Consider the following 22,357-nt stretch of genomic DNA (forward strand, 5'->3'; position numbering starts at 1 on the left):
TCGCCTGTGCTGCTTTATCTTGAGTATTTGCCCAGCTTGCTGGTCGCCATGGCGCGTATCTACCCCTGTGCCTTTCTCGTGGCGGCATTCTGTTTCCAACATATACGAGGCATGCCCCGGCACACCATCGTGATGGTCATGGCACTGCTGCCGGCGCCGGCTGTTCATGCGATGCTGGAGGGCCAGGAACTCTCTGCGCTGCTGCTTGGTGGGCTGGTTCTGAAAGAGCTGGCCTTGGGGATTTTGCTCGGCGTATTGCTGTCGATGCCGTTTTGGATGTTCGAGTCGGTTGGTGCGCTGTTGGATAACCAGCGTGGCGCCTTGGCCGGCGGCCAGCTCAACCCCTCGTTGGGGCCGGATGCAACGCCGGTCGGGCACTTGTTCAAGCAACTGGCGATCTTTCTGTTGATGGCCAGCCTGGGGCTGGGAGCGTTGACCCAAGTGATCTGGGACAGCTACCTGGTGTGGCCACCGACGGTGTGGTTTCCGCTGCCCGCTGCCGAGGGGTTCAGTACATTTGTCGACCTGCTCGGGGACACCTTTACGCACATGGTGCTCTATGCCGCCCCCTTCGTTGCGGTACTGCTGTTGTTGGAATTCGGCATTGCGCTGCTTGGGGTCTACAGTCAGCAATTACAGGTGAGTACGTTGGCGCCGCCCCTCAAGTGCCTGGCGGGTATTGGTATCCTGTTGCTGTATTTTGCGTTGTTACAGGACCTGATCGTCGGGCGCATGGGCTCGCTCACCGACCTCAAGCACTCCCTGGGAGTAATGTTCAAGGTCTCGGTACCATGAGTGATTCAGGGGAAAAAAAGCACCCCGCGTCAGCCAAGAAACTGCGTGATCAGCGTAAGAAAGGGCAGGTCGCCCAAAGTCAGGATGTGGGTAAGCTGCTGGTGCTGACGGCCATCACTGAGATCGCCTTGTTCACCGCCGAGACCAGCCTGCAACGTTTTCAGCAGTTGATGTTGCTGCCGATTTCACGCTCGACCCTGCCTTTCCCGCAGGCGCTGGAAGAAGTGATGGTTGAAGGCGTGATGATGTTTTTTTCATTCGCGCTGCTGATGGCCGGGGTGGCGATTATTACGAAGCTGGTCAGCAGTTGGATGCAGTTTGGGATCCTGTTCGCCCCGGACACCCTGAAGCTCGATTTCAACCGTCTCAATCCGCTCAATCAACTCAAGCAAATGTTCTCTGTACAGTCACTGATGAACCTGTTGATGAGTGTGATCAAGGCGACGCTCCTGGGCCTGATCCTGTACGTGGTGATCTGGCCTTCACTGGGAGTATTGATCAACCTGGCCACCAGCGACCTGCAAAGCTATATCCTGGCGTTGATCGCTTTATTCCGCCATTTGCTGCATGCCTGCCTGGGGTTATTGCTGGTGCTGGCACTTATTGACCTGACCATGCAGAAGTACTTCTTTGCCAAGCGCATGCGCATGACTCAAGTGGAAGTCGTCAAAGAGTACAAGGATATGGAAGGCGACCCGCATGTGAAGGGACAACGCCGCGCCTTGGCACAGCAATTGGCCCAGGAGGAGCCGAAGGTCAAGCTGCCCAAGCTGGAGGAGTCCGACATGCTGGTGGTCAACCCGACGCACTTTGCCGTGGCTTTGTATTACCGTGCCGGCGAAACGCCGTTGCCTTTGTTGGTGGAGAAAGGGACCGATGATAACGCCCGTGCGTTGATCGCCCGGGCCAAGAGGGCGGATGTTCCCGTGATCCAGTGCGTCTGGCTGGCGCGTACGCTGTATACGAAGAAGCTGGGGGCGAATATTCCTCGCGAAACCTTGCAAGCCGTGGCGTTGATCTACCGTACCTTGCGCGAGCTTGATGATGAAGCCAAGCGTGAGACCCTGGAGTTGCCAGAGCTTGATCTACGTTGACTAGCGCGGGGTGCGTGCATCCAGGGTTACAAGGCTGGCCAGCGACAACATTCGGCTGAGGATCCTGTCGAACAGGGTGCGCTGCGGGGGCAGCGCATGCCAGATCACCAGGGCGTCCTGCGCGTCGATGTAGATGAAGCAACCATCGAATGTCACGGCTTGCTCGAAACGACGCTCCAGCACCTGCTGTAATTGTAACGGTCGCAATGTTTCGCGTGTCACGTGCAGGGCCAGTCCTTGGCAGGCTCCGGCCTGCATGCCACTGACTGTCACGCCTGGAGCGAGTGTCAGGTGAGCGGCAGAGCCGCCCACCAGGCTGTCGAGGAAGACCTGGCGCTGATCGTCCGGCATTCCTTGAGCGCTCATCGTTCCAGTGACACTGTCTGATAGTCCGCCCGTTCCCCCGCGGGGCCGGGTTCGACGCGCATTTGCGGCGGCCACCAGATCACCAGCTTATCCTCGGTCGATTGGGGGCGTGAGCAGGAGTCGCCCTTGCAGGTGGGCGTACAGCCGACGACGAGCAGTGCCGCGCCGATCAGTGAGGCGTATAGCAAGCGGTGTTTCATGGCTTAGCCTTCTGGGTTGGAGTGATCAGAGAGGGGCGGGGCACGCTGAGGTGTTCATCCTTCACCACCGGGCGCATGGCGATGAACACTTCTGCTTCTTCGCCTGGCTTGAGCCAGGCCCGTGGCCAGACACTGACGGCCAGGGTTTGTGCATTACTGCATTCCTTTTCGTCGATGCGCACATTGCGATTGAACTGGTTGCGCAGCACGACCACTGCCACGTTGTACTGCGAGCCGGTATACCACTGGCTGCGTTCGGTGTTCAGCGCCAGCAAGTTGCGAGTGCTGCATAGGGTGTTCAGCCCCAGGGGCATCGGCGCTGCCTTGAAGGCCTTGGGCACCTCACCGCTGACCAAGTGCGCCAGGGTGCTGATAATGTCACTGCGCTTGATCACCGGCTGGTGAGGGTCATAGCGCCTGACCAGTGGCGCGAGAGCGGCCTGCAATTCGACCTGGTCGGCTTGCGGCAGGTAGCGTGACGGGTCGGCCTGGTCGCCAATGACGCGGGGCGTGAGGATGAACAAGCGTTCACGTCGATTGTTCTGTCGTTCAGTCGAGGAAAACAGTGCCTTGCCTAATAGCGGGATATCACCCAGCAGCGGTACCTTGCTGAGTCTGTCCGTGCTTTCGGTGACATGGAAACCGCCGACTACCAGTGAGCGTTTTTCCGCCATGATGGCCTGGGTGCTGACCTTGCCTCGGCGCACATCGAAGCTGTCGGGGGTGGGGTTGGCTTCTTCGAAGTTACCGTCCTCGATATCTACCAGCAGCTGGATTTGGTGGCCTCCACGGCTAGTAATCACGCGTGGCACTACCTGGAAGCTGGTCCCTACGGTAATCGGTAGAATCGTTGCGTTTTCCCTGCCGCGAGACAGGTATTGGGTTCGGTTGAAATCGATCACTGCTGGCTGGTTTTCCAGCGTCAGCACTGACGGATTGGACACCATGGTTGCCAGGCCCTTGGCCTCCAGTGCGCGTATGTCAGCCTCGAAGCGGTCACGGTTTCTAATGGTCAACTGAGTGTTGCCGGGAGCCACATCGGCTCCGCCACTGAAGCGACTGTTCTGAAAGCCCCACTTCACCCCGAATTCGCGTAGTTGCGTGCGCTCGATATCGAGGATGATCGCATCGATTTCGACCAGTTTACGCGCCACATCGAGTTGGGTAATTAGCTCTCGGTACATCGCCTGCCGTTCCGGCACGTCATAAATCAGGATGGCGTTATTGCGTAAGTCGGCTTCGACGCGGATACGGGCTGGGCTGACGGGGGCCCGCGGGGTGATTGAGATGCCTGCATCGGGCGAGCCGTTCACCCCGTTTGTCGCGGACGACCCGAGCATTTGCCCCAACAACGGGTTGTTCAGGCGTGGAGCCAGCGGGGTAACGAAAGGGGGCTGGGTGGTGGAACGTTGTGCCTGCGCCGAAGATGTCGAGGGTGAGCGCGGCTCCAGCAACCCGCGGAGCATGGTGGCTACACCAGGGATGATGATTTTTTCGTTACGGTATTCCATCTGGCGATCCGCCGCGCTGGCGAATTTGAGCGGATAGCTCAACACGCTCTGTTTTTCATCCGCGGAACGGCGCTGGCTGCTGAATCGCTTGATCTGTTCGATATAAACCTTGGGGCCGGAGACCAGCACGACACCGTCCTCCGGCAACTCGCCCCAGCCGAACCGACTGTCGAGCAGGCCTATGTCGGTGAGCGCCTGCTTGAGATCGGAAATGGTCTCGGACGAGACCTCCAGGCGCGCGGACTCTTGCTGGTCGAGGGTGCTGACATAGAGTGTGTTGTTGTACATGTACCATTGGAAACGGTGCTCGACCCCAAGCCGGTCGAGCAATGACTGCGGCGTATTGGCGCGTATCTTGCCATTGACGTTACCTTCGAGCAGACCCTCAACTTGAAGTTGCGTGCCAAATGTCTGGGCAAAATCCTCCAGCACTTCGCGTACGGGCTTATGCTGTGCTTCATAAGCGTAGGCAGTGTTTTTCCATTCGGGCGGAATGGCGGCCAATGTGTTGTCCAACGGCAGCAGCCATCCGGGTAGCATGATGAGCCAGCCCCAGGCGGCGCGACGTGTGGTAGTAGATAGGTGAGGGCGCAAGCATTTGTGCTTGTCGATTTTATCAGGCATGGGAAGGTCTCTTGTTAGTGCGGTATCGAGCGCAGTGACGTGGGAACGAATGCGCGTGCAGGCCGGGCCTGGCGCGCAACGATGGCGCGCCAAGTGTCGCGTTGGTTAAGAAGGGATTCGAGGCACTTCACGGGCTGTTCGCCGTGGCCCATCTCCACACATTGAACAAGCCAAAGAGCACCGGTGAAGGGTGACTGCGCCAGAGCACCGTGAAAATAGCTCAGGCTGGGGCCCCCCAGGCGCATCCAAGTCCGTAGCGAGGCGTTGTCCGCGCCCGCCTTTGTCAACTGGACCTCTATCAGCAGTTTGTTCGAGACACGCCGAAAGTTGATTTCGTCGTCATTCTCGAACAATGTGAGCTGCTCTTCTTGGCCGTTCAACCAGCCGCCAATGAGTGCGTGCAACTTACTGCACACCATCCAGAGCTGTCTTGAGCAGCGTATGCCTGGAGCGAACTTGTTCGTTGAAAGCGATGATGGAGAGTTTCTGTTGTTTCACGAGATCGCTGAAATATTCGATGTCGCCATCGAACGCTTCCGTGTCTTTATAGGCAGTATTCACACGCTTGGTATCAGATTGAACCTGTTTCAACAGGTGAGCGTTCAGGTTTCCGTAGAAGTCCATGAGTTTTACTCCAGATGTGTCTGAACTGTGTGGCGGGTTGTTTGCTACCAGTTCCATCGGCGGACATGTTTTTTAAAGATATCGCTGCCTTCACTGCCGTTTCGTTGATGTTTCCTACGCGCTCGCCAACAAAATTTCGCGCATCGATGCCCAGTCGATGCGAAAGTCGCCTTCGTCTGTTTCCAACAGCAATGTTTGAGGTTTGACCTGTTCATCAGGGCGAAGCCTCCAAAGCGTAACGTTCAGCTTGGCCAGGGCTTGGGCGATGTGATCGTGCTCAAGGGGGTGGCAAACCAGCGTTGCCTTGATCGGGGGGATTTGCGTCGCTACCAGCTGTTTGATCAATGCCGAAAGGCGTTGGGGCTGAGGCACTTCCTCCAACAGGCAGTGGAAGGCTTGGTTGGCGATGGACGTGGCGTAGTGCTCGAGGTTGTCGCACATCTCCTGGCGCTGGCGCTCCCAGGCGCTGAGTTGCGCGTTGGCACGTGACCAGAAGTCGAGACTGGCCTGTTCAAGCAGTTCTTCGCGATGTTCGGCCGCCTGGCGCAAGAGTTCTTCGGCTTGGGCCTGGGCGCTACCCAGTATCTGCCCGTGCCGTGAGCAATCGGCAAGCATCTGCCGGGTGATCAAAACCTTTGGCTGCCCGGGGGCACCGTTGTGCAGCTCAATTTTGCGTAGGGTCAGCATGGACACGGCTCTGATTTGTTGCGGTTAATGATGCGTGACTTCGCTATTCGTCGCGGCAATACGCCAGGCAATCGCTTGCCAAAGCGTATTGAGCCGGCCATGGGCGTCGTCAAGTGACAGGTATGTCCTTTCAATTGACTGCACACGATCGGGGGCCAGGCGCAACCGAAGACGCTGCCATACAGCTGGTTTGACCCAGGCCCGCAGCAGTTGCAGTGGATCATCGTCCGGTTGCAGCAAGGCCTCGGGGTGCAGCGCCTTGGCAAGGCGCTCGCACCACTTGCGGTGTTCGTCGCACAGGGGGCTGTGGAGGTTGGGATGGCACGTTAAGTCCAGTAGCGCGACCGCCAGATCAATCTGCTCCGGTGATGCCAGTGCCAATCCAAGCACCGTTGCACAGGGGGCAGGAGGCAGGCACGGCTCTATGCCCAAGGCGGCACATGCCAGCCCGGGCCGGCTGCGACACAAGGGCAGCACTGCGTCATAGACGTGGGCGCTGGTTGCGTCCGGGTGCGAAGACTGCCAGGGGTTGGCCCACCATTGTGCCCAAGCCAGGTGATCACTCATTCGACAGTTGAGCCGGGGCTACAGCTGGCCTTGACCGTTGGACTCTGATACGCCAAAACAGCACAGCGACCAGCGTCAGTATCGCGCCGGCAATCAATAGGCCGACACTGGTGCGCCAAAAACCGACGTCCTCCTCAGGGATCAGGAAAGGGCCGAAATAGATCAATCGTTGTTGTTCCTGATAGACCGAAGCCGGCACGAAAACGACCGTGAGCTTTTGCGCGTTATCCAATGCAGTGCTCATGCCGGGAATGCTGCTGGCTACCATCCTGCGTACACGGGCCCTGATACTGTCGGGCTCCAATCGCGGGTCATGCTTGATGAACACCGAGGCGGAAGCAGGTTGGACGGGCTCACCGGGAGCCACGCGTTCGGGCAGCACGACGTGCACGCGAGCGACGATGACGCCATCGATGTTTGACAGGGTCGCCTCCAGCTCCTGGGACAGGGCGTAGATGTACCTGGCACGTTCTTCCAGCGGCGTGGAGATGACGCCTTCCTTGCGGAAAGTATCTCCCATTGTGGCGCGGGCGACCTTGGGCAGCCCTACGGCTTCAAGCGTGCGAACGGCGCGGCTGATGTCGGCTACATTGACCCGGATCACCACACCGTCCTTGGCAGGCACTTTTTGTGCGCGTATGTGTTTGTCAGCCAGTTCCGCGATGACTTCATTGGCGTCTTGTTCGGACAGTTGGCGATGCAGTTCGACACTTTCACTGCAGCCGCCCAGTATCAGCGACAGCGAGAGAACGAGTCCGATCGAGAGAAAACGAATCATTTTTTCCTACTGCAGGTTGCTGACTTTTTCGAGGCATTGCGCGCCCTTGCCGACGCACTTCACCAGGGTTTGGGTCAGCAGGACGGAGTCTGAAAGATGGGAGGCATAATTGAGTCGATTTTTTTCCTTGAACTCATTGTTGAAGTCCTTGAGGCCTTTGCTCATGCCACTTTTCGCCTTGTCCAGATGCTGCAAAGCGTCGGTCAGGGCATTCGATGTCGGCGCGGCGCTAACCCGTTGCATCGAGGGTTCCAATTGCGAGCTGAAAAAGCTCACGTCTTCGCCTTGGGGCGTAGGCGGGGTAGGGGACCTACGGGTTGTCAGGCCGCTTTGATATTCGCGTAATACGTCGACTTCTATTTTCATATAGACCTCTTGGGGAAAACCGCCCTTTTAATGAAAAGGGCGGTCAAGCGTTTTAACGTATTGCGTCGATGTTTTTTTTCTGCTCGGTGATCTTGAAAGCCTCGATGCTATCCTTCAAAGATTCGCGGGCCGCTGCTTTCCTTTCTTTTTTAAGGTCTTCGTTTTCTCCTCCGCCGAAGCTTTCCATAGGGGGTTGGTAGGTACTTGCACTGACGCCAGAAACATTGCCCATAGTGAAACTCCACTAGTTAAGGAATGAAAGGTGAGCGTGTTTTTCTAGTTGCAATATTGGTACTTCCAATAGGCACTAAATATATCAGGCTCGTACTTATGTGGTTCAGGCTCGAAAATGGTTCCGGTGTTTACTTGGAGGATGTATCTGGAGGTTTCTTCGGTGAATATCGGCTGGACAGTTCGGCTACTGTATTTCTAACTGTTTCATCCGATAGTAGAGCGTTCGCTTCGCCATGCCCAACTCTGCCGCCACCTCGTCCACACAGTAGGAATGGCGACGCAAAGACTCTTCAATCAGAGCCTTCTCGATCTGCTGCAGGCGCTCTTTCAGGTTCGTTGGCTCGTTCGTGGCGTTGGAGGGGGAGCCTGATAGCGGCGCCAGTCCCAGTACGAAACGTTTAGCGGTGGAGCGCAGTTCACGTACATTTCCCAGCCAAGGGTGGCACAGCAACTGTTGAACCAGCTCGCTGCAAGGGTTTGGGGCCAGGCACTTGTAGTGCTCGGCTTCCTCTTGAATCATACTCAGGAACATCGGGACGATTCGGTCACGGCGGTTGCGCAGTGGCGGTAGATTGATGTTCACCACGCTCAGGCGAAAATACAGGTCGCGTCTGAACTTCCCTTGCTCGACCATCTCCTGCAGGGATTGCTGCGCAGAGGCGATGACTCGCATGTCCACCGGTATGAATCGGGTGGAACCCAGCCGCTCGACGCCTCGTGACTCCAGCACACGTAGCAGCTTGGCTTGCATGGAAAGCGGCATGCTGTCGATTTCATCCAGATACAAGGTGCCCAAATGTGCCGCTTCGATAAAGCCCGCACGTGACTGCACGGCTCCCGTGTAGGCGCCGCTGTTGACGCCGAATAGTTGGCTCTCTGCAAGGCTTTCCGGAATAGCGGCGCAGTTCACCGCAACAAAATGACCTCGTCGCCCCGACAAACGATGGACCCGTTGGGCCAGGGTATCCTTGCCGGTACCGGTTTCTCCCAGCAACAAAATATCGATATCGAGCGCGGCCGTATTCTTAAGTGTACGCTCGATGTCCAAGGCTTCAACGGAGGGGAGGTATGTCTCATTTGTTATTGTGTACGAAGCTGACATAGTCCAGTTGCTCCACTATCGCTATCACTTCACTGTTGATAGAACGCTGTTGGCGTGGAGCAAGTAGAGCCTAAATAATCAAAAAAGTCATCGTGCCTGTTAATGTGAAAAAGCTGAAAAGGTAACGCGAAAATCATCAGCTATTTCAGTACGATGTTTTATTCAAGTGTTTTTTTTGGTAGTTATAGTGTGTTTGGCGTAGGACAAAACTTAAAGGCGGAAGGATTAGGTGGGTAAGTTGTTTTTGGGCTCTAGCTGAGTGTTTTTTTCATAAGCTGAATTTGTACATGGTCCGAATACTGAAACAAGCAGCCACAAAAAAGCCAATGCAATGCATCGGCTTTTTTTGTTCGGTACAGGGTCTAGAGCGCGAGCTTAGACGTTGAAACGGAAGTGCATGACGTCGCCGTCCTTGACAATATAGTCCTTGCCTTCAAGGCGCCATTTACCGGCTTCCTTGGTTCCGGCTTCACCCTTGTACTGGATGAAGTCGTTATAGGCGATGACTTCGGCGCGGATGAAGCCTTTTTCGAAGTCGGTATGGATCACGCCGGCGGCCTGTGGCGCAGTAGCACCGACCTTGACGGTCCATGCGCGAACTTCTTCGACACCGGCGGTGAAGTAGGTCTGCAGGTTGAGCATCTCGTAGCCGGCACGGATCACGCGGTTCAGGCCAGGCTCTTCCAGGCCCAGGGCCTCGAGGAACATGTCCTTTTCTTCGCCGTCATCGAGCTCGGCGATTTCTGCTTCGATCTTGTTGCACACCGGAACGACGATGGCGCCTTCTTCCTCGGCGATGACCTTGACCACGTCGAGCAGCGGGTTGTTCTCGAAGCCGTCTTCGGCGACGTTGGCGATGTACATCACTGGCTTGGTGGTCAGCAGGTGGAAGCCCTTGATCACGGCCTTCTCGTCGGTACCCATGGTCTTCATCAGGCTGCGTGCCGGCTTGCCTTCGGTGAAGTGAGCGATCAACTGCTCCAGCAGGCCCTTCTGGACCACGGCGTCCTTGTCACCACCCTTGGCGTTGCGAGCGACTTTCTGCAGCTGCTTCTCGCAGCTGTCGAGGTCGGCGAAGATCAGTTCCAGGTCGATGATCTCGATGTCACGTTTCGGGTCGACGCTGTTGGAGACGTGGATCACGTTTTCGTCTTCAAAGCAGCGGACCACGTGGGCGATGGCATCGGTTTCGCGGATGTTGGCCAGAAACTTGTTGCCAAGGCCTTCGCCTTTGGATGCGCCGGCAACCAGACCGGCGATGTCGACGAATTCCATGGTGGTCGGCAGGATGCGCTTGGGGTTGACGATTGCCGCCAAAGCCTCCAGGCGTGGGTCCGGCATCGGCACGATACCGCTGTTGGGTTCGATGGTGCAGAAGGGGAAGTTCTCCGCCGCAATACCGGACTTGGTCAGGGCGTTGAACAGGGTGGATTTGCCGACGTTGGGCAGGCCGACGATGCCGCAATTGAATCCCATGGTGTTTCCCCTCGGGTAAGAGTCAGGCCTTCTGGCTGTGCAGGTTTTTCATCGCGCGGTTCCATTCACCGGCGAAGATATCCGGCAGCACGCCGAGGGCAAAATCGATGCTGGCATCGAGTTTTTCCTGTTCGGCGCGTGGCGCACGACCCAGGACGAAATTTGAAACCATACTGGCAACGCCTGGGTGGCCAATGCCGAGCCGCAGACGGTAAAAAGTATTCTGATTGCCCAACTGCGTGATGATGTCGCGCAGGCCGTTGTGCCCACCATGCCCGCCGCCTTGCTTGAGCTTGGCAACCCCGGGTGGCAGGTCCAGTTCGTCATGGGCCACCAGAATTTCTTCGGGTTTGATCCGGAAGAAACCCGCAAGCGCCGCGACAGCCTGGCCGCTGCGATTCATGTAGGTGGTGGGAATCAGCAGACGAACATCCTGACCCTGGTGCGAGAAGCGCCCGGTCAGGCCGAAATATTTGCGATCGGCCACAAGATTGACGCCTTGGGCGTGGGCGATGCGCTCAACAAAAAGGGCCCCTGCGTTATGCCGGGTCTGTTCGTATTCGGCGCCTGGATTTCCCAGGCCAACGATCAGTTTGATGGCAGTCACGACAGGGGCCCTTCCTTTGGAGTTGTGGATAACATCGCTACACCGGCGTGCGGCGAAAGTGGACGACAGGAGCTCACTTATCCAGAGATAAACTTCGCGTTATCGCCCGCTTTCTCGCTACGTTTCGGTCCGCGATGTTCCCTCAAGCTCCTTCGTTGCAGAGTCTATTACTCAGCAGCGGTTTCGCCGGCTTCATCTTCTGCTACAACACGTGGCGCGTGGACGCTGGCAACAGCCTTGTCGTCGTTGTGAGCCAGTGCAACGAACTCAACGCCTTTAGGGGCTTTGAGGTCGGACAGGTGGATGATGGTGCCGATTTCAGCAGCCGACAGGTCGACTTCGATGAATTCAGGCAGGTCTTTCGGCAGGCAGCTTACTTCCAGCTCGGTAGCAGTGTGGGAAACAACGCCACCTTTCTTGACCGGAGCTTCTTCACCAACAAAGTGTACAGGCACGATAGCGGTCAGTTTCTGACCGGCTACAACGCGTACAAAGTCAGCGTGCAGTACGTGGCCCTTGGAAGGGTGGCGCTGCAGGGCCTTGATGATAACGTTCTGCTTCTTGCCGCCAACGTTCAGTTCGATAACGTGGCTGTAGGCAGCATCGTTTTCGAGCAGTTTGGCTACTTCTTTGGCCAGCATGCTGATGGACTCAGGGGCTTTGTCGCCACCGTAGACTACAGCTGGAACCAGGCTTGCGAGACGACGCAGGCGGCGGCTCGCACCTTTCCCCAGGTCGGAACGCACTTCAGCATTCAGGGTAAAATCGTTCATGTTGTATCTCCAAAATAACCACATTCGCCCCAGCGTTTGCGACCAGCGCTAAAGGCGATATGGGCAAAAAAGCCCCGCCCCAACAGAATGTTGGGGCGGGGCGCTTTTCGTCAGTGAGGTGCTCTGAAGGTTTGACCCTTAACGGAACATCGCGCTGATCGATTCTTCGTTGCTGATGCGGCGGACCGCCTCGGCAACTACCGGTGCGATATCCAGTTGACGGATACGCGAACAGGCTTGAGCAGCAGCGGACAACGGGATGGTGTTAGTCACCACCAGTTCGTCCAGCATAGAGTTCTCGATGTTCTCGATCGCTCGGCCCGACAGCACAGGGTGCGTGCAGTAGGCGAAGACTTTTGCCGCACCGTGCTCTTTCAAGGCTTTGGCCGCGTGGCACAGGGTGCCGGCGGTGTCGACCATGTCATCAACCAGAATACAGGTACGCCCTTCGACATCACCGATGATATGCATCACTTCAGAGTGATTGGCTTTTTCACGGCGTTTGTCGATGATTCCGAGGTCCACGCCCAGGGATTTGGCAACAGCCCGTGCACGCACGACGCCGCCAATGTCCGGGGACACGATCATCAGGTTTTCAAAGCGCTGGTCTTCGATGTCATCCACCAGGACGGGGGAGCCGTAGATGTTATCTACCGGAATATCGAAGAACCCCTGGATTTGGTCAGCGTGCAGGTCAACCGTGAGAACACGGTCGATACCCACCACGGTCAGCATGTCAGCAACGACTTTCGCGCTGATAGCCACACGTGCGGAGCGCGGACGGCGATCCTGACGGGCATAACCAAAGTAAGGGATTACAGCTGTGATTCGAGTCGCTGAGGAGCGGCGGAAGGCATCAGCCATCACGACGAGTTCCATCAGGTTATCGTTGGTCGGAGCGCAGGTCGGCTGAATAATGAAGACGTCTTTACCGCGGACATTTTCATTGATCTCGGCTGTAATTTCGCCGTCGGAGAATTTACCGACAGAGATGTCACCGAGAGGGATATGCAGCTGACGTACGACACGTCGAGCCAGATCGGGGTTGGCATTCCCCGTAAAGACCATCATCTTGGACACGCGCAGTACCTAGAGGCTGAGGGTAACCTGGATGAGTATTAGAAAATGGCAGGGGCGGCTGGATTCGAACCAACGCATGGCAGGATCAAAACCTGCTGCCTTACCGCTTGGCGACGCCCCTGTATCTGTTGCAACGAGTGCCCAGCACTCGATTCCTTTTAGAGCAGACTTTGCAGCTTGCGATGCAACATCGAAACGTTGCTTCCCTTTGCTACAAACCCTGTAAGGGTCTCTGTAAGAAGGGCCGAGACTTTATCAGCTTCAGCTTTGCTTGGGAAGCCCCCAAACACACAACTTCCAGTTCCGGTTAATTTTGCTTCGGTAAATTTACCTAACAAATTCAAAGCGTTACGTACTTCTGGATAACGCCTTGCTACAACCGGTAAGCAGTCATTTCGACTGTTTCCCTTGGGAACGGGGCGCACTTTAATGGGAGAAGAGTTACGTGTCAACAACGGATCTGAAAAAATTTCTGCTGTACTTACAGATACTTGCGGCACAAGCACGACATACCAAGGTTCTTCGGGCTCTACAGGGGTGAGTTTCTCCCCCACGCCTTCGGCAAACGCGGCGTGCCCACGCACGAAAACCGGGACGTCGGCGCCCAGTGTGAGGCCCATTGCTGCCAGGCGGTCGTGGTCCCAGCCCAGTTGCCACAGGTGGTTGAGGCCCAGCAATGTGGTCGCGGCATTTGAGCTGCCACCGCCGATACCCCCGCCCATGGGCAAAATCTTGTCGATCCAGATATCGATGCCGAGCGAGGTGCCAGATTGTTGCTGAAGTTTTTTCGCAGCCTTCACAATCAGATTGCTGTCGTGGGGCACACCTTCGAATTCGGTATGCAACTGGATCACTCCATCGTCGCGTACGGCGAAGGTCAGCTCATCGCCGTAGTCGAGGAATTGAAACAGCGTCTGCAACTCGTGGTAGCCGTCTTCACGGCGCCCGAGGATGTGCAGCATCAGATTGAGTTTGGCTGGCGAGGGCAGGGTCAGGCGTTCAGTCACGTTATTGCCCCAGCTTGCGCGGTTGCCAGTCCTTGATCACCAGCGTGACGTCCAGGTCGGTGCCGTGCAGCTTGATGCGTTCGGGCAGCCAATAACCCTTCTGTTCAACGTAGCTCAGGTATTCCACCTGCCAACCATCCTGCTCCAGCGTGGCCAGACGGCTGTCGCCGTTGAGGCTCAGGCGACTCTTGCTGTCAGGCGCCGGTAACCCGCGCACCCACCAGACCAGATGCGAGACGGGCAGTTTCCAGCCGATCTGCTGCTCCAACAATTCTTCCGGGGAGGTCGCTTCGTAGCGTCCCTGGTTGGCCACTTCCAGGCTCACTTGCCCCGGTCGGCCGGTCAGGCGCGCCGCGCCCCGGCCCAGCGGGCCTGAGAGACGAATGTCGTAATAGTCCTGGCGTTGCAGCCAGAACAGGGTGCCGCTGCCGGAGTCTTTCGGCGCACGAACCCCGACCTTGCCCTCGATCTGCCAGCCATCGATGCTGCTGAGCTGATCCTTGTGTTGTTTCCATTGCGCAGGGCTGCCCTGGCCTTCAACGGATTCGCGGCTGCCTATGCCCGCGCAACCGGCGAGCAAGGCGATGAAGCTGAGAACAATAATGTGGCGCAAGAACATAAGCTTAAAGGGTCTCGGATCCGGTCAGGCGCTTGATGGTGCTGCGCAGGATGGGGCTTTCGGGTTGTTCCTTGAGGAACTTTTCCCAGATTTGTCGCGCTTCGCGTTGCTTGCCTTTAGCCCAGAGCACTTCGCCCAGGTGTGCGGCAACTTCTTGATCGGGAAAACGCTCCAGTGCCTGGCGCAGCAAACGCTCGGCCTCGTCGAGGTTGCCCAGGCGATAATTCACCCAGCCCAGACTGTCGAGTACGGCCGGGTCTTCCGGGTTGAGCTGGTGGGCCTGCTCGATCAATACCTTGGCTTCGGCGTAGCGCGTGGTGCGGTCGGACAAGGTGTAGCCCAGGGCATTGAGTGCCATGGCGTTGTCCGGGTCGCGCTTGATGATCAGGCGCAGGTCTTTTTCCAACTGGGCCAGGTCATTGCGTTTTTCCGCCTGCATGGCGCGGGTATACAGCAGGTTCAAATCGTCAGGGTATTGCAGCAAGGCTTGTTGCAGCAGCTTCCAGGCGCGTTCGCCCTGTTTGTTGGCCGACAAGGTCTCGGCCTGGATCAGGTACAGCTGGATAGCGTAGTCCGGCTCGGCATCGCGGGCCGCAGCCAGGCGTTTTTCCGCCTCGTCGGTGCGGCCGTTGCTCATCAGGATGTCGGCCTGGCGCAGTTGGGCGGGCAGGTAGTCGTTGCCGGGTCCGACCTGGGCGTATTCCAGCAAGGCGGCCTGCGGGTCGTTGCGCTCTTCGGCGATGCGGCCGAGGTTCAGGTGTGCCGAGTCTACGTGGCTATCGCGTTCAATCAGTTCTTCCAGGTAGCCCTTGGCCTCGTCCCAGGCCTTGGCTTCCAGGCACACCAGTGCCAGGGAATAACGCAGTTCGTCGTCGTCCGGGTATTGCTGGACCAGGTTGGCGAACTGCACTTTGGCGTCCTCCATGCGGTCCTGCTCTACCAGCATGCGTGCGTAAGTCAGGCGCAGGCGCTTGTCGTCCGGATATTTCTTGATGCTTTTTTCCAACAGCGGAATCGCTTCCTTGCCGCGGTTGAGGTTTTGCAGCAGGCGTGCGCGCAGCAGGATCGGCGCAATCTCGCCGTCTTCCGGTGGGTTCTGCTCCAGTAACTTAAGCGCGGCGTCGGCTTCGTCGTCCTGTTGCAACAGCAGGGCCTTGCCGAACACCAGCTGGCTGTTCTTCGGGTGTTTTTGCAGCAGGCGGTCGAAACTTTTCATCAGGCCATTGCGCGTGTCCTGATCGGTGTCGGCGGCCGACAGCGCGAGGAAGTCGAAATGCGTGTCGCCCTTACCCTGCAGGACTTTCTCCATATAGACCATGGAGTCGTCATAACGGCCCGCACGTGCCAATTGCACCGCAGCTGCACGTTGGGCTTCCAGGTCGTCCGGGGCGTTTTTTGCCCAGATCAGCGAGGTGTCCAGCGCAGCTTGGTCGGCGCCCAGGTATTCGGCGATGCGAAACGCTCGCTCGGAGATGCCTGGGTCCTGGGTGTTGATGGCCTGGGTCACGTAATTATCCAACGCAATATCAAAACGATTGCGCTGGCCGGCCAGTTCAGCGGTCAGCAGGCTGTAGATCGTTTCTTCACTGAACGAGGAATAAACCTTGGGCTTTTCAGGTGCGGGGGTATTGTCTTCTACCGGCGGCGTAGGGTCCGGCGACACGGGTGCCATGACCTGGCAGCCGCTGAGGAAGACAAAAGCAAGGAGCAACGCGGAAGATCTATTCATATAGGAAGAGGACGACTAACCTGCGGTCGGATCATCATGACACAAGCCTTCGGCCAAACATAACCGGGGCACTCGGAATACGACTATTGCTGCCTTTTGCCTTGCCTTTGTAGGAGCGAGCTTGCTCGCGAAAAATCTGAGAGCGCCGCTGGGCGTCAGGCTTACCGCGTTATCGTTGACGATTTTCGCGAGCAAGCTCGCTCCTACAAAGGGGCGATGATAGGCATAAGGTATAGGGACAATAGACGACGGTGGTTGTTCTGGATCTTTCGAAGTAGGACAATTGTCGGCTTCCCGACATCATCAGCGATATTGAATGGCCTTCCTCGCACTCGGTATTAACCACAAGACTGCCTCCGTAGACGTGCGCGAGCGCGTGGCGTTTACGCCAGAGCAGTTGGTTGAGGCCCTGCAGCAGCTCTGCCGGCTCACCGACAGCCGCGAAGCTGCGATCCTTTCGACCTGCAATCGCAGCGAGCTTTATATAGAGCAGGAACATCTTTGCGCGGATGTCGTACTGCGCTGGCTGGCCGATTATCACCATTTGAGCCTCGATGACCTGCGTGCCAGTGCTTATGTGCATGAAGAGGATGCGGCAGTTCGTCACATGATGCGTGTGGCGGCCGGCCTCGATTCGCTGGTGTTGGGCGAGCCGCAGATTCTTGGCCAGATGAAATCCGCTTATGCCGTGGCGCGTGAGGCCGGCACTGTCGGGCCATTGTTGGGCAGGCTGTTCCAGGCCACGTTCAATTCCGCCAAGCAGGTGCGCACCGACACGGCCATCGGCGAAAACCCGGTGTCGGTGGCGTTTGCCGCCGTGAGCCTGGCCAAGCAGATTTTCAGCGACTTGCAGCGCAGCCAGGCCTTGCTGATTGGCGCCGGGGAAACCATCACCCTGGTGGCCCGTCATCTGCATGACCTGGGCGTGAAACGCATTGTGGTCGCCAACCGTACCCTTGAACGAGCGAGCATCCTTGCCGAGCAGTTCGGTGCCCACGCCGTGCTGCTGTCGGATATCCCGGCTGAATTGGTACGCAGTGATATCGTCATCAGTTCCACCGCCAGCCAGTTGCCGATTCTTGGCAAGGGCGCGGTCGAAAGCGCATTGAAGCTGCGCAAGCACAAGCCGATTTTTATGGTGGATATCGCCGTTCCCCGGGATATTGAGCCTGAAGTCGGCGAGTTGGACGACGTTTACCTCTATAGCGTCGACGATCTGCATGAGGTGGTTGCCGAGAACCTCAAGAGCCGCCAGGGCGCCGCCCAGGCCGCCGAGGAAATGGTCAGCACCGGTGCCGAAGATTTCATGGTGCGCCTGCGTGAACTGGCGGCGGTGGATGTGCTCAAGGCGTATCGTCAGCAGGGTGAACGCCTGCGTGATGAAGAGCTGCTCAAGGCCCAGCGGATGCTGGCCAACGGCAGCGGCGCCGAAGAGGTGCTGATGCAGTTGGCCCGTGGCCTGACCAACAAGCTGCTCCACGCTCCCAGCGTCCAGTTGAAAAAGCTTACTGCCGAAGGCCGCCTCGATGCGCTGGCCATGGCCCAGGAACTCTTTGCCCTCGGTGAGGGCGCGTCAGACAGCTCTTCGGATAAAAAACCGCAATGAAAGCGTCACTGCTCAATAAACTGGACGTGCTCCAGGACCGTTTCGAAGAACTGACCGCCTTGCTCGGCGATGGCGAGGTCATTTCCGATCAGGCCAAGTTCCGCGCCTATTCCAAGGAATACGCGGAAGTTGAGCCCATTGTCGCTACCTACAAAAGCCTCACGAAAGTGCAGGCCGACCTCGAAGGCGCCCAGGCGCTGCTCAAGGACAGCGACCCGGACATGCGCGAAATGGCCGTGGAAGAAGTCCGCGAAGCCAAGGAAAAGCTCGCCGAGCTGGAAGGCGACCTGCAGCGCATGCTGTTGCCCAAGGACCCCAACGACGGGCGCAACGTGTACCTCGAAATCCGCGCCGGCACCGGTGGCGACGAGGCCGCGATTTTCTCCGGCGATCTGTTTCGCATGTACTCGCGTTATGCCGAACGACGCGGCTGGCGGGTCGAGATCCTGTCCGAGAACGAAGGTGAACACGGCGGCTATAAAGAGGTCATTGCCCGGGTCGAGGGTGACAACGTCTACGGCAAGCTGAAGTTTGAATCCGGCGCTCACCGCGTACAACGTGTGCCTGCGACAGAATCCCAGGGCCGTATCCACACTTCGGCGTGTACCGTGGCAGTGTTGCCTGAACCGGACGAACAGGAAGCGATTGAGATCAACCCGGCGGATTTGCGCGTGGATACCTACCGCTCATCCGGTGCGGGTGGCCAGCACGTCAACAAGACCGATTCGGCAATCCGTATCACTCACTTGCCGTCGGGCATCGTGGTGGAGTGCCAGGAAGAACGCTCCCAGCACAAGAACCGTGCGCGGGCCATGTCCTGGCTGTCGGCCAAGCTGAACGACCAGCAGACCAGCGCCGCGGCCAACGCGATTGCCAGCGAGCGCAAGTTGCTGGTGGGCTCGGGCGACCGCTCCGAGCGTATCCGTACCTACAACTTTGCCCAGGGCCGGGTCACCGACCATCGGGTCAATCTGACCCTATACTCCCTGGACGAGATTCTCGCCGGTGGCGTGGATGCGGTGATCGAGCCGTTGCTCGCCGAATACCAGGCCGATCAACTGGCGGCGATAGGTGAATAAATGACCATCATTGCCAGCCTGCTGCGTGCCGCCGACCTGCCCGACTCACCGACTGCGCGCCTGGACGTGGAGCTGCTGCTGGCCGCTGCCCTGGGCAAGTCGCGCAGCTACTTGCATACCTGGCCGGAAAAGATCGTCAGCAGCGAAGATGCCCTGACCTTTGCCGGCTACCTGCAGCGCCGCCGCAGCGGCGAGCCGGTGGCGTATATCCTCGGCCAGCAGGGCTTCTGGAAGCTCGACCTGGAGGTCGCGCCGCACACGCTGATCCCGCGTCCGGAAACCGAACTGTTGGTGGAGGCCGCCCTGGAGTTGCTGCCCGCCACGCGCGCCAACGTCCTCGACCTGGGCACTGGCAGTGGCGCCATCGCCTTGGCCTTGGCCAGCGAGCGCCCGGCCTGGCAGGTCACGGCCGTCGACCGCGTGCTGGAAGCCGTGGCCCTGGCCGAGCGCAATCGCCAGCGCCTGCACCTCAACAACGCCACGGTGCTGAACAGCCATTGGTTCAGCGCTTTGCAAGGCCACAGTTTTGACCTGATCATCAGCAACCCACCCTACATCGCCGACAATGACCCGCACCTGGTGGCTGGCGACGTGCGCTTCGAGCCGGCCAGCGCGCTGGTGGCGGGGCATGATGGCCTGGACGATTTGCGCCTGATCATCAAGCAAGCCCCGGCTCATCTGAATGCCGGTGGCTGGTTGTTGCTCGAGCATGGTTACGACCAGGCTGCGGCCGTGCGTGACTTGCTGCTGGACCAGGGGTTCGAAAACCTCCACAGCCGCATTGACCTTGGCGGTCACGAACGCATCAGCCTGGGACGCCGCCCGTGCTGACCGACCAGGAGCTGTTGCGCTACAGCCGGCAGATTCTGTTGCAGCATGTCGACGTTGAAGGCCAGTTGCGCCTGAAACACAGTCGCGCGCTGATCGTCGGCCTGGGTGGCCTGGGCGCACCGGTTGCGCTGTATCTCGCCGCCGCCGGCGTGGGCGAGTTGCACCTGGCCGATTTTGACACCGTCGACCTGACCAACCTGCAACGCCAGATCATCCATGACACCGACAGCGTAGGGCAGACCAAGGTCGATTCGGCCCAGCGTCGCCTAAGCGCGATCAACCCTGAAATCACCTTGGTCGCCCATCGCACCGCGTTGGATGCCGACTCGCTGGCCGCCGCCGTCGCCGCAGTGGACGTGGTGCTTGATTGCAGCGACAACTTCTCCACCCGCGAAGCGGTCAACGCTGCCTGTGTCGCCGCCGACAAGCCGTTGATCAGTGGCGCGGCGATTCGCCTGGAGGGGCAATTGTCGGTGTTCGATCCACGGCGCGTCGACAGCCCGTGCTACCACTGTTTATATGGGCACGGCAGCGACACCGAGCTGACCTGCAGCGAAGCCGGGGTAGTCGGGCCGTTAGTGGGGCTGGTCGGTAGCTTGCAAGCGCTGGAAGCTTTGAAACTGCTGGCACGTTTTGGCGAGCCACTGGTGGGCCGGCTGTTGCTGATCGATGCCCTGACCACGCGCTTTCGCGAGCTGCGCGTCAAGCGTGACCCTGGCTGCAGCGTTTGCGGGCCCCGGCATGGTTAAGGGCGCGCCCATCGGTGTGTTCGACTCCGGTATCGGCGGCCTGACGGTGCTGGAGGAAATCCAGCAGTTATTGCCCCATGAGTCACTATTGTACGTGGCCGATTGTGGGCATATCCCCTATGGTGAGAAAACCCCGGCGTTCATTCTTGAGCGTTCCCGGTCTGTCGCCGAGTTTTTTCGCGAGCAGGGCGCCAAGGCATTTGTGATTGCCTGTAATACGGCCACCGTCGCCGCCGTTGCCGATTTGCGCCAGGACTACCCTGATTGGCCGCTGGTCGGCATGGAGCCTGCGGTCAAACCGGCCGCTGCTGCCACGCGCAGTGGCGTCGTCGGTGTACTTGCCACCACCGGTACCCTGCAAAGCGCCAAATTTGCCGCGTTGCTCGACCGCTTCGCCACCGATGTGCGGGTGATTACCCAGCCGTGTCCGGGCCTGGTGGAGTTGATCGAAACCGGCGACCTGGACAGTCCTGTGTTGCACAGGCTGTTGCTGGGCTATGTCGAACCCCTGATCAGTGCCGGTTGCGACACCATCATCCTGGGTTGTACCCACTATCCCTTCCTCAAGCCACTTCTGGCGCAGATGCTCCCCCCCAGCATCATCCTCATTGATACCGGCGCCGCCGTGGCGCGCCAGCTCAAGCGCTTATTGGGTGAGCGCGACCTGCTGGCCGCTGGCGATCCTGAACCTGCACAGTTCTGGACCAGCGGTGACCTGTTTCACTTAAGAAATATCCTACCGACACTATGGAAACATCCCGGAATTGTGCGAAGCTTTGCTTCGTGAAAATTTCGTGAAATGCGCTGAAAAAAGCTGAACTTCCGTCTATGCCTCAGTTTCTATAGCCAGTTAGCCTGTTTAAAACCATATAACTTCGTTCGGAAAGGATGTTTCTTATGAAGCGCTTGTTCTGTTTGGCTGCGATTGCGGCCGCTGTGTTGGGACACTCTGTTTCAGCCCAGGCCGCTGGCCTGGAGTTCGGGTTGGGGAGCACCAGTGATTCGACGTTGACCTATCGACTGGGCCTGACCTCGGACTGGGATAAGAGCTGGATGCAAAGCAACGTTGGCCGTCTGACCGGCTACTGGAGCGGCGCTTATACGTATTGGGAAGGTGATGACCGTGCAGGGGCAAGCAGCCTGTCGTTCTCGCCGGTGTTTGTGTATGAGTTTGCCGGCGAGTCGGTCAAGCCCTACATCGAAGCCGGTATCGGCGTGGCGCTGTTCTCCCGCACCCGTCTGGAAGACAACAACATCGGCCAATCTTTTCAGTTCGAAGACCGCCTGGGTTTCGGTCTGCGCTTCAACGGCGGGCATGAAGTTGGCATTCGGGCCACGCACTATTCCAATGCCGGTATCAGCAGCAATAACGATGGGGTAGAGAGCTACTCGCTGCACTACACCATGCCGTTGTAATGCACTGTAGCAGCGAGCTTGCTCGCGAAGAACCTCAACGATAACGCCGCGAATCGGGTTTAACGCGGCGCTCTCAGGTTTTTCGCGAGCAAGCTCGCTCCTACAACATCAGCGGTAGGCCGTGGTAATCCCTTCGCGTTCTTCAAGGCATTCCGGCGCCCCCATCTCGAACTCCCGGCAAATCAGCGGCCGCAGCTCATAGATCGTGCACATCATCGTGTCGCGGTCCAACGCTGCGCACCAGCCGTCGTCCAAGCGCAGCATCACTTCACCCCCCCAATCGTCGGTATCGATAAAACGTTGCGGCACGCCAGTGTCGGTGATCAGCATGACTTCCAGCTGGCAGCAACAGGCCGCGCACGTCGAGCAGGTGACGGGTTCGGTGATTTGAATGTGAGGGATGTTGGTCATAGGCGCGCAGTGTAAGGCAAGTGCGT

27 protein-coding genes and 1 tRNA gene are annotated in these 22,357 nt (G+C 58.2%); 8 read left to right on the plus strand and 20 right to left on the minus strand.

The window, feature by feature from the left end:
- The first annotated feature begins 6 nt into the window (after positions 1–6).
- Both sctT and sctU read left to right on the plus strand, forming a co-directional pair.
- Complete coding sequence (sctT, locus tag KVH01_RS26695) at positions 7–795, plus strand: type III secretion system export apparatus subunit SctT (protein ID WP_217883504.1); 789 nt, start codon at positions 7–9, stop codon at positions 793–795.
- Entirely contained in the window at positions 792–1,889 is a 1,098-nt protein-coding gene (sctU, locus tag KVH01_RS26700) for a type III secretion system export apparatus subunit SctU (RefSeq protein ID WP_217883505.1), read from the plus strand. Before sctT ends, sctU begins: the two co-directional genes overlap by 4 nt.
- Here the strand turns inward: sctU and KVH01_RS26705 are convergent, their stop codons facing one another.
- From KVH01_RS26705 to KVH01_RS26790, 19 genes are all read right to left on the minus strand, one after another.
- Complete coding sequence (locus KVH01_RS26705; RefSeq protein ID WP_217883506.1) at positions 1,890–2,255, minus strand: transcriptional regulator; 366 nt, start codon at positions 2,253–2,255, stop codon at positions 1,890–1,892.
- Complete coding sequence (gene hrpT / locus KVH01_RS30130; protein ID WP_124399268.1) at positions 2,252–2,455, minus strand: HrpT family type III secretion system protein; 204 nt, start codon at positions 2,453–2,455, stop codon at positions 2,252–2,254. The genes KVH01_RS26705 and hrpT overlap by 4 nt, the downstream gene beginning before the upstream one ends.
- On the minus strand, positions 2,452–4,590 hold the full coding sequence (sctC, locus tag KVH01_RS26710; protein WP_217883507.1) for a type III secretion system outer membrane ring subunit SctC: 2,139 nt from the start codon (positions 4,588–4,590) through the stop codon (positions 2,452–2,454). Before sctC ends, hrpT begins: the two co-directional genes overlap by 4 nt.
- 14 nt (positions 4,591–4,604) lie before the next feature.
- Entirely contained in the window at positions 4,605–4,994 is a 390-nt protein-coding gene (locus KVH01_RS26715; protein WP_217883508.1) for a type III secretion system chaperone, read from the minus strand.
- A gap of 1 nt (position 4,995) precedes the next feature.
- A complete protein-coding gene (locus KVH01_RS26720) occupies positions 4,996–5,214 on the minus strand; it encodes a hypothetical protein (RefSeq protein ID WP_124399271.1) in 219 nt (72 codons plus the stop codon).
- Between the two features lie 114 nt (positions 5,215–5,328).
- Entirely contained in the window at positions 5,329–5,901 is a 573-nt protein-coding gene (gene sctL, locus KVH01_RS26725) for a type III secretion system stator protein SctL (RefSeq protein WP_217883509.1), read from the minus strand.
- 24 nt (positions 5,902–5,925) lie between these two features.
- Positions 5,926–6,282: a type III secretion protein gene (locus KVH01_RS26730; protein WP_225924383.1), complete on the minus strand. Its 357-nt coding sequence runs from the start codon at positions 6,280–6,282 to the stop codon at positions 5,926–5,928.
- A gap of 178 nt (positions 6,283–6,460) precedes the next feature.
- Positions 6,461–7,246 (minus strand): type III secretion system inner membrane ring lipoprotein SctJ, encoded by a 786-nt coding sequence (gene sctJ, locus KVH01_RS26735; RefSeq protein WP_217883511.1) that lies wholly within the window; start codon positions 7,244–7,246, stop codon positions 6,461–6,463.
- A 6-nt stretch (positions 7,247–7,252) separates the two neighbouring features.
- The gene (locus KVH01_RS30135) at positions 7,253–7,612 is read right to left on the minus strand and encodes a hypothetical protein (protein ID WP_225924384.1); all 360 of its coding nucleotides are present in this window, start codon (positions 7,610–7,612) and stop codon (positions 7,253–7,255) included.
- 52 nt (positions 7,613–7,664) lie between these two features.
- Complete coding sequence (locus KVH01_RS26745) at positions 7,665–7,844, minus strand: type III secretion effector protein (RefSeq protein ID WP_217883512.1); 180 nt, start codon at positions 7,842–7,844, stop codon at positions 7,665–7,667.
- Positions 7,845–8,030: 186 nt separating this feature from the next.
- Complete coding sequence (locus KVH01_RS26750; RefSeq protein WP_217883513.1) at positions 8,031–8,948, minus strand: sigma 54-interacting transcriptional regulator; 918 nt, start codon at positions 8,946–8,948, stop codon at positions 8,031–8,033.
- Positions 8,949–9,323: 375 nt separating this feature from the next.
- Positions 9,324–10,424 carry a redox-regulated ATPase YchF gene (gene ychF, locus KVH01_RS26755; protein WP_217883514.1) on the minus strand — a complete coding sequence of 367 codons (1,101 nt, stop codon included), beginning with the start codon at positions 10,422–10,424 and terminating at the stop codon, positions 9,324–9,326.
- Positions 10,425–10,446: 22 nt separating this feature from the next.
- Complete coding sequence (gene pth, locus KVH01_RS26760) at positions 10,447–11,031, minus strand: aminoacyl-tRNA hydrolase (protein ID WP_217883515.1); 585 nt, start codon at positions 11,029–11,031, stop codon at positions 10,447–10,449.
- Between the two features lie 167 nt (positions 11,032–11,198).
- Entirely contained in the window at positions 11,199–11,804 is a 606-nt protein-coding gene (locus KVH01_RS26765; protein ID WP_043049236.1) for a 50S ribosomal protein L25/general stress protein Ctc, read from the minus strand.
- A gap of 138 nt (positions 11,805–11,942) precedes the next feature.
- Positions 11,943–12,884: a ribose-phosphate pyrophosphokinase gene (locus KVH01_RS26770; protein WP_003208392.1), complete on the minus strand. Its 942-nt coding sequence runs from the start codon at positions 12,882–12,884 to the stop codon at positions 11,943–11,945.
- 46 nt (positions 12,885–12,930) lie between these two features.
- A tRNA-Gln gene (locus tag KVH01_RS26775) sits at positions 12,931–13,005 on the minus strand.
- A gap of 37 nt (positions 13,006–13,042) precedes the next feature.
- Complete coding sequence (gene ispE / locus KVH01_RS26780; RefSeq protein ID WP_217883516.1) at positions 13,043–13,891, minus strand: 4-(cytidine 5'-diphospho)-2-C-methyl-D-erythritol kinase; 849 nt, start codon at positions 13,889–13,891, stop codon at positions 13,043–13,045.
- 1 nt (position 13,892) lies between these two features.
- A complete protein-coding gene (gene lolB, locus KVH01_RS26785; RefSeq protein WP_217883517.1) occupies positions 13,893–14,510 on the minus strand; it encodes a lipoprotein insertase outer membrane protein LolB in 618 nt (205 codons plus the stop codon).
- Between the two features lie 4 nt (positions 14,511–14,514).
- A complete protein-coding gene (locus tag KVH01_RS26790) occupies positions 14,515–16,239 on the minus strand; it encodes a tetratricopeptide repeat protein (RefSeq protein ID WP_217883518.1) in 1,725 nt (574 codons plus the stop codon).
- A gap of 316 nt (positions 16,240–16,555) precedes the next feature.
- On the opposite strand from KVH01_RS26790, the gene hemA reads away from it, so the two are divergent.
- From hemA to KVH01_RS26820, 6 genes are all read left to right on the plus strand, one after another.
- Positions 16,556–17,845 carry a glutamyl-tRNA reductase gene (hemA, locus tag KVH01_RS26795; protein WP_043049241.1) on the plus strand — a complete coding sequence of 430 codons (1,290 nt, stop codon included), beginning with the start codon at positions 16,556–16,558 and terminating at the stop codon, positions 17,843–17,845.
- A complete protein-coding gene (prfA, locus tag KVH01_RS26800; protein WP_043049242.1) occupies positions 17,842–18,924 on the plus strand; it encodes a peptide chain release factor 1 in 1,083 nt (360 codons plus the stop codon). The genes hemA and prfA overlap by 4 nt, the downstream gene beginning before the upstream one ends.
- Positions 18,925–19,755 carry a peptide chain release factor N(5)-glutamine methyltransferase gene (gene prmC, locus KVH01_RS26805; protein ID WP_217883519.1) on the plus strand — a complete coding sequence of 277 codons (831 nt, stop codon included), beginning with the start codon at positions 18,925–18,927 and terminating at the stop codon, positions 19,753–19,755.
- A complete protein-coding gene (locus KVH01_RS26810) occupies positions 19,749–20,504 on the plus strand; it encodes a molybdopterin-synthase adenylyltransferase MoeB (protein WP_217883520.1) in 756 nt (251 codons plus the stop codon). Before prmC ends, KVH01_RS26810 begins: the two co-directional genes overlap by 7 nt.
- On the plus strand, positions 20,497–21,291 hold the full coding sequence (gene murI / locus KVH01_RS26815; protein ID WP_217883545.1) for a glutamate racemase: 795 nt from the start codon (positions 20,497–20,499) through the stop codon (positions 21,289–21,291). Before KVH01_RS26810 ends, murI begins: the two co-directional genes overlap by 8 nt.
- A gap of 110 nt (positions 21,292–21,401) precedes the next feature.
- Entirely contained in the window at positions 21,402–21,920 is a 519-nt protein-coding gene (locus KVH01_RS26820; RefSeq protein WP_043049248.1) for an acyloxyacyl hydrolase, read from the plus strand.
- A gap of 108 nt (positions 21,921–22,028) precedes the next feature.
- On the opposite strand, the gene KVH01_RS26825 is transcribed toward KVH01_RS26820, so the two are convergent.
- Positions 22,029–22,331 (minus strand): YkgJ family cysteine cluster protein, encoded by a 303-nt coding sequence (locus tag KVH01_RS26825; RefSeq protein ID WP_003188364.1) that lies wholly within the window; start codon positions 22,329–22,331, stop codon positions 22,029–22,031.
- Between the last annotated feature and the right edge of the window lie 26 nt (positions 22,332–22,357).

This window comes from Pseudomonas khavaziana (assembly GCF_019145205.1).
GTDB lineage: Bacteria > Pseudomonadota > Gammaproteobacteria > Pseudomonadales > Pseudomonadaceae > Aquipseudomonas > Aquipseudomonas khavaziana.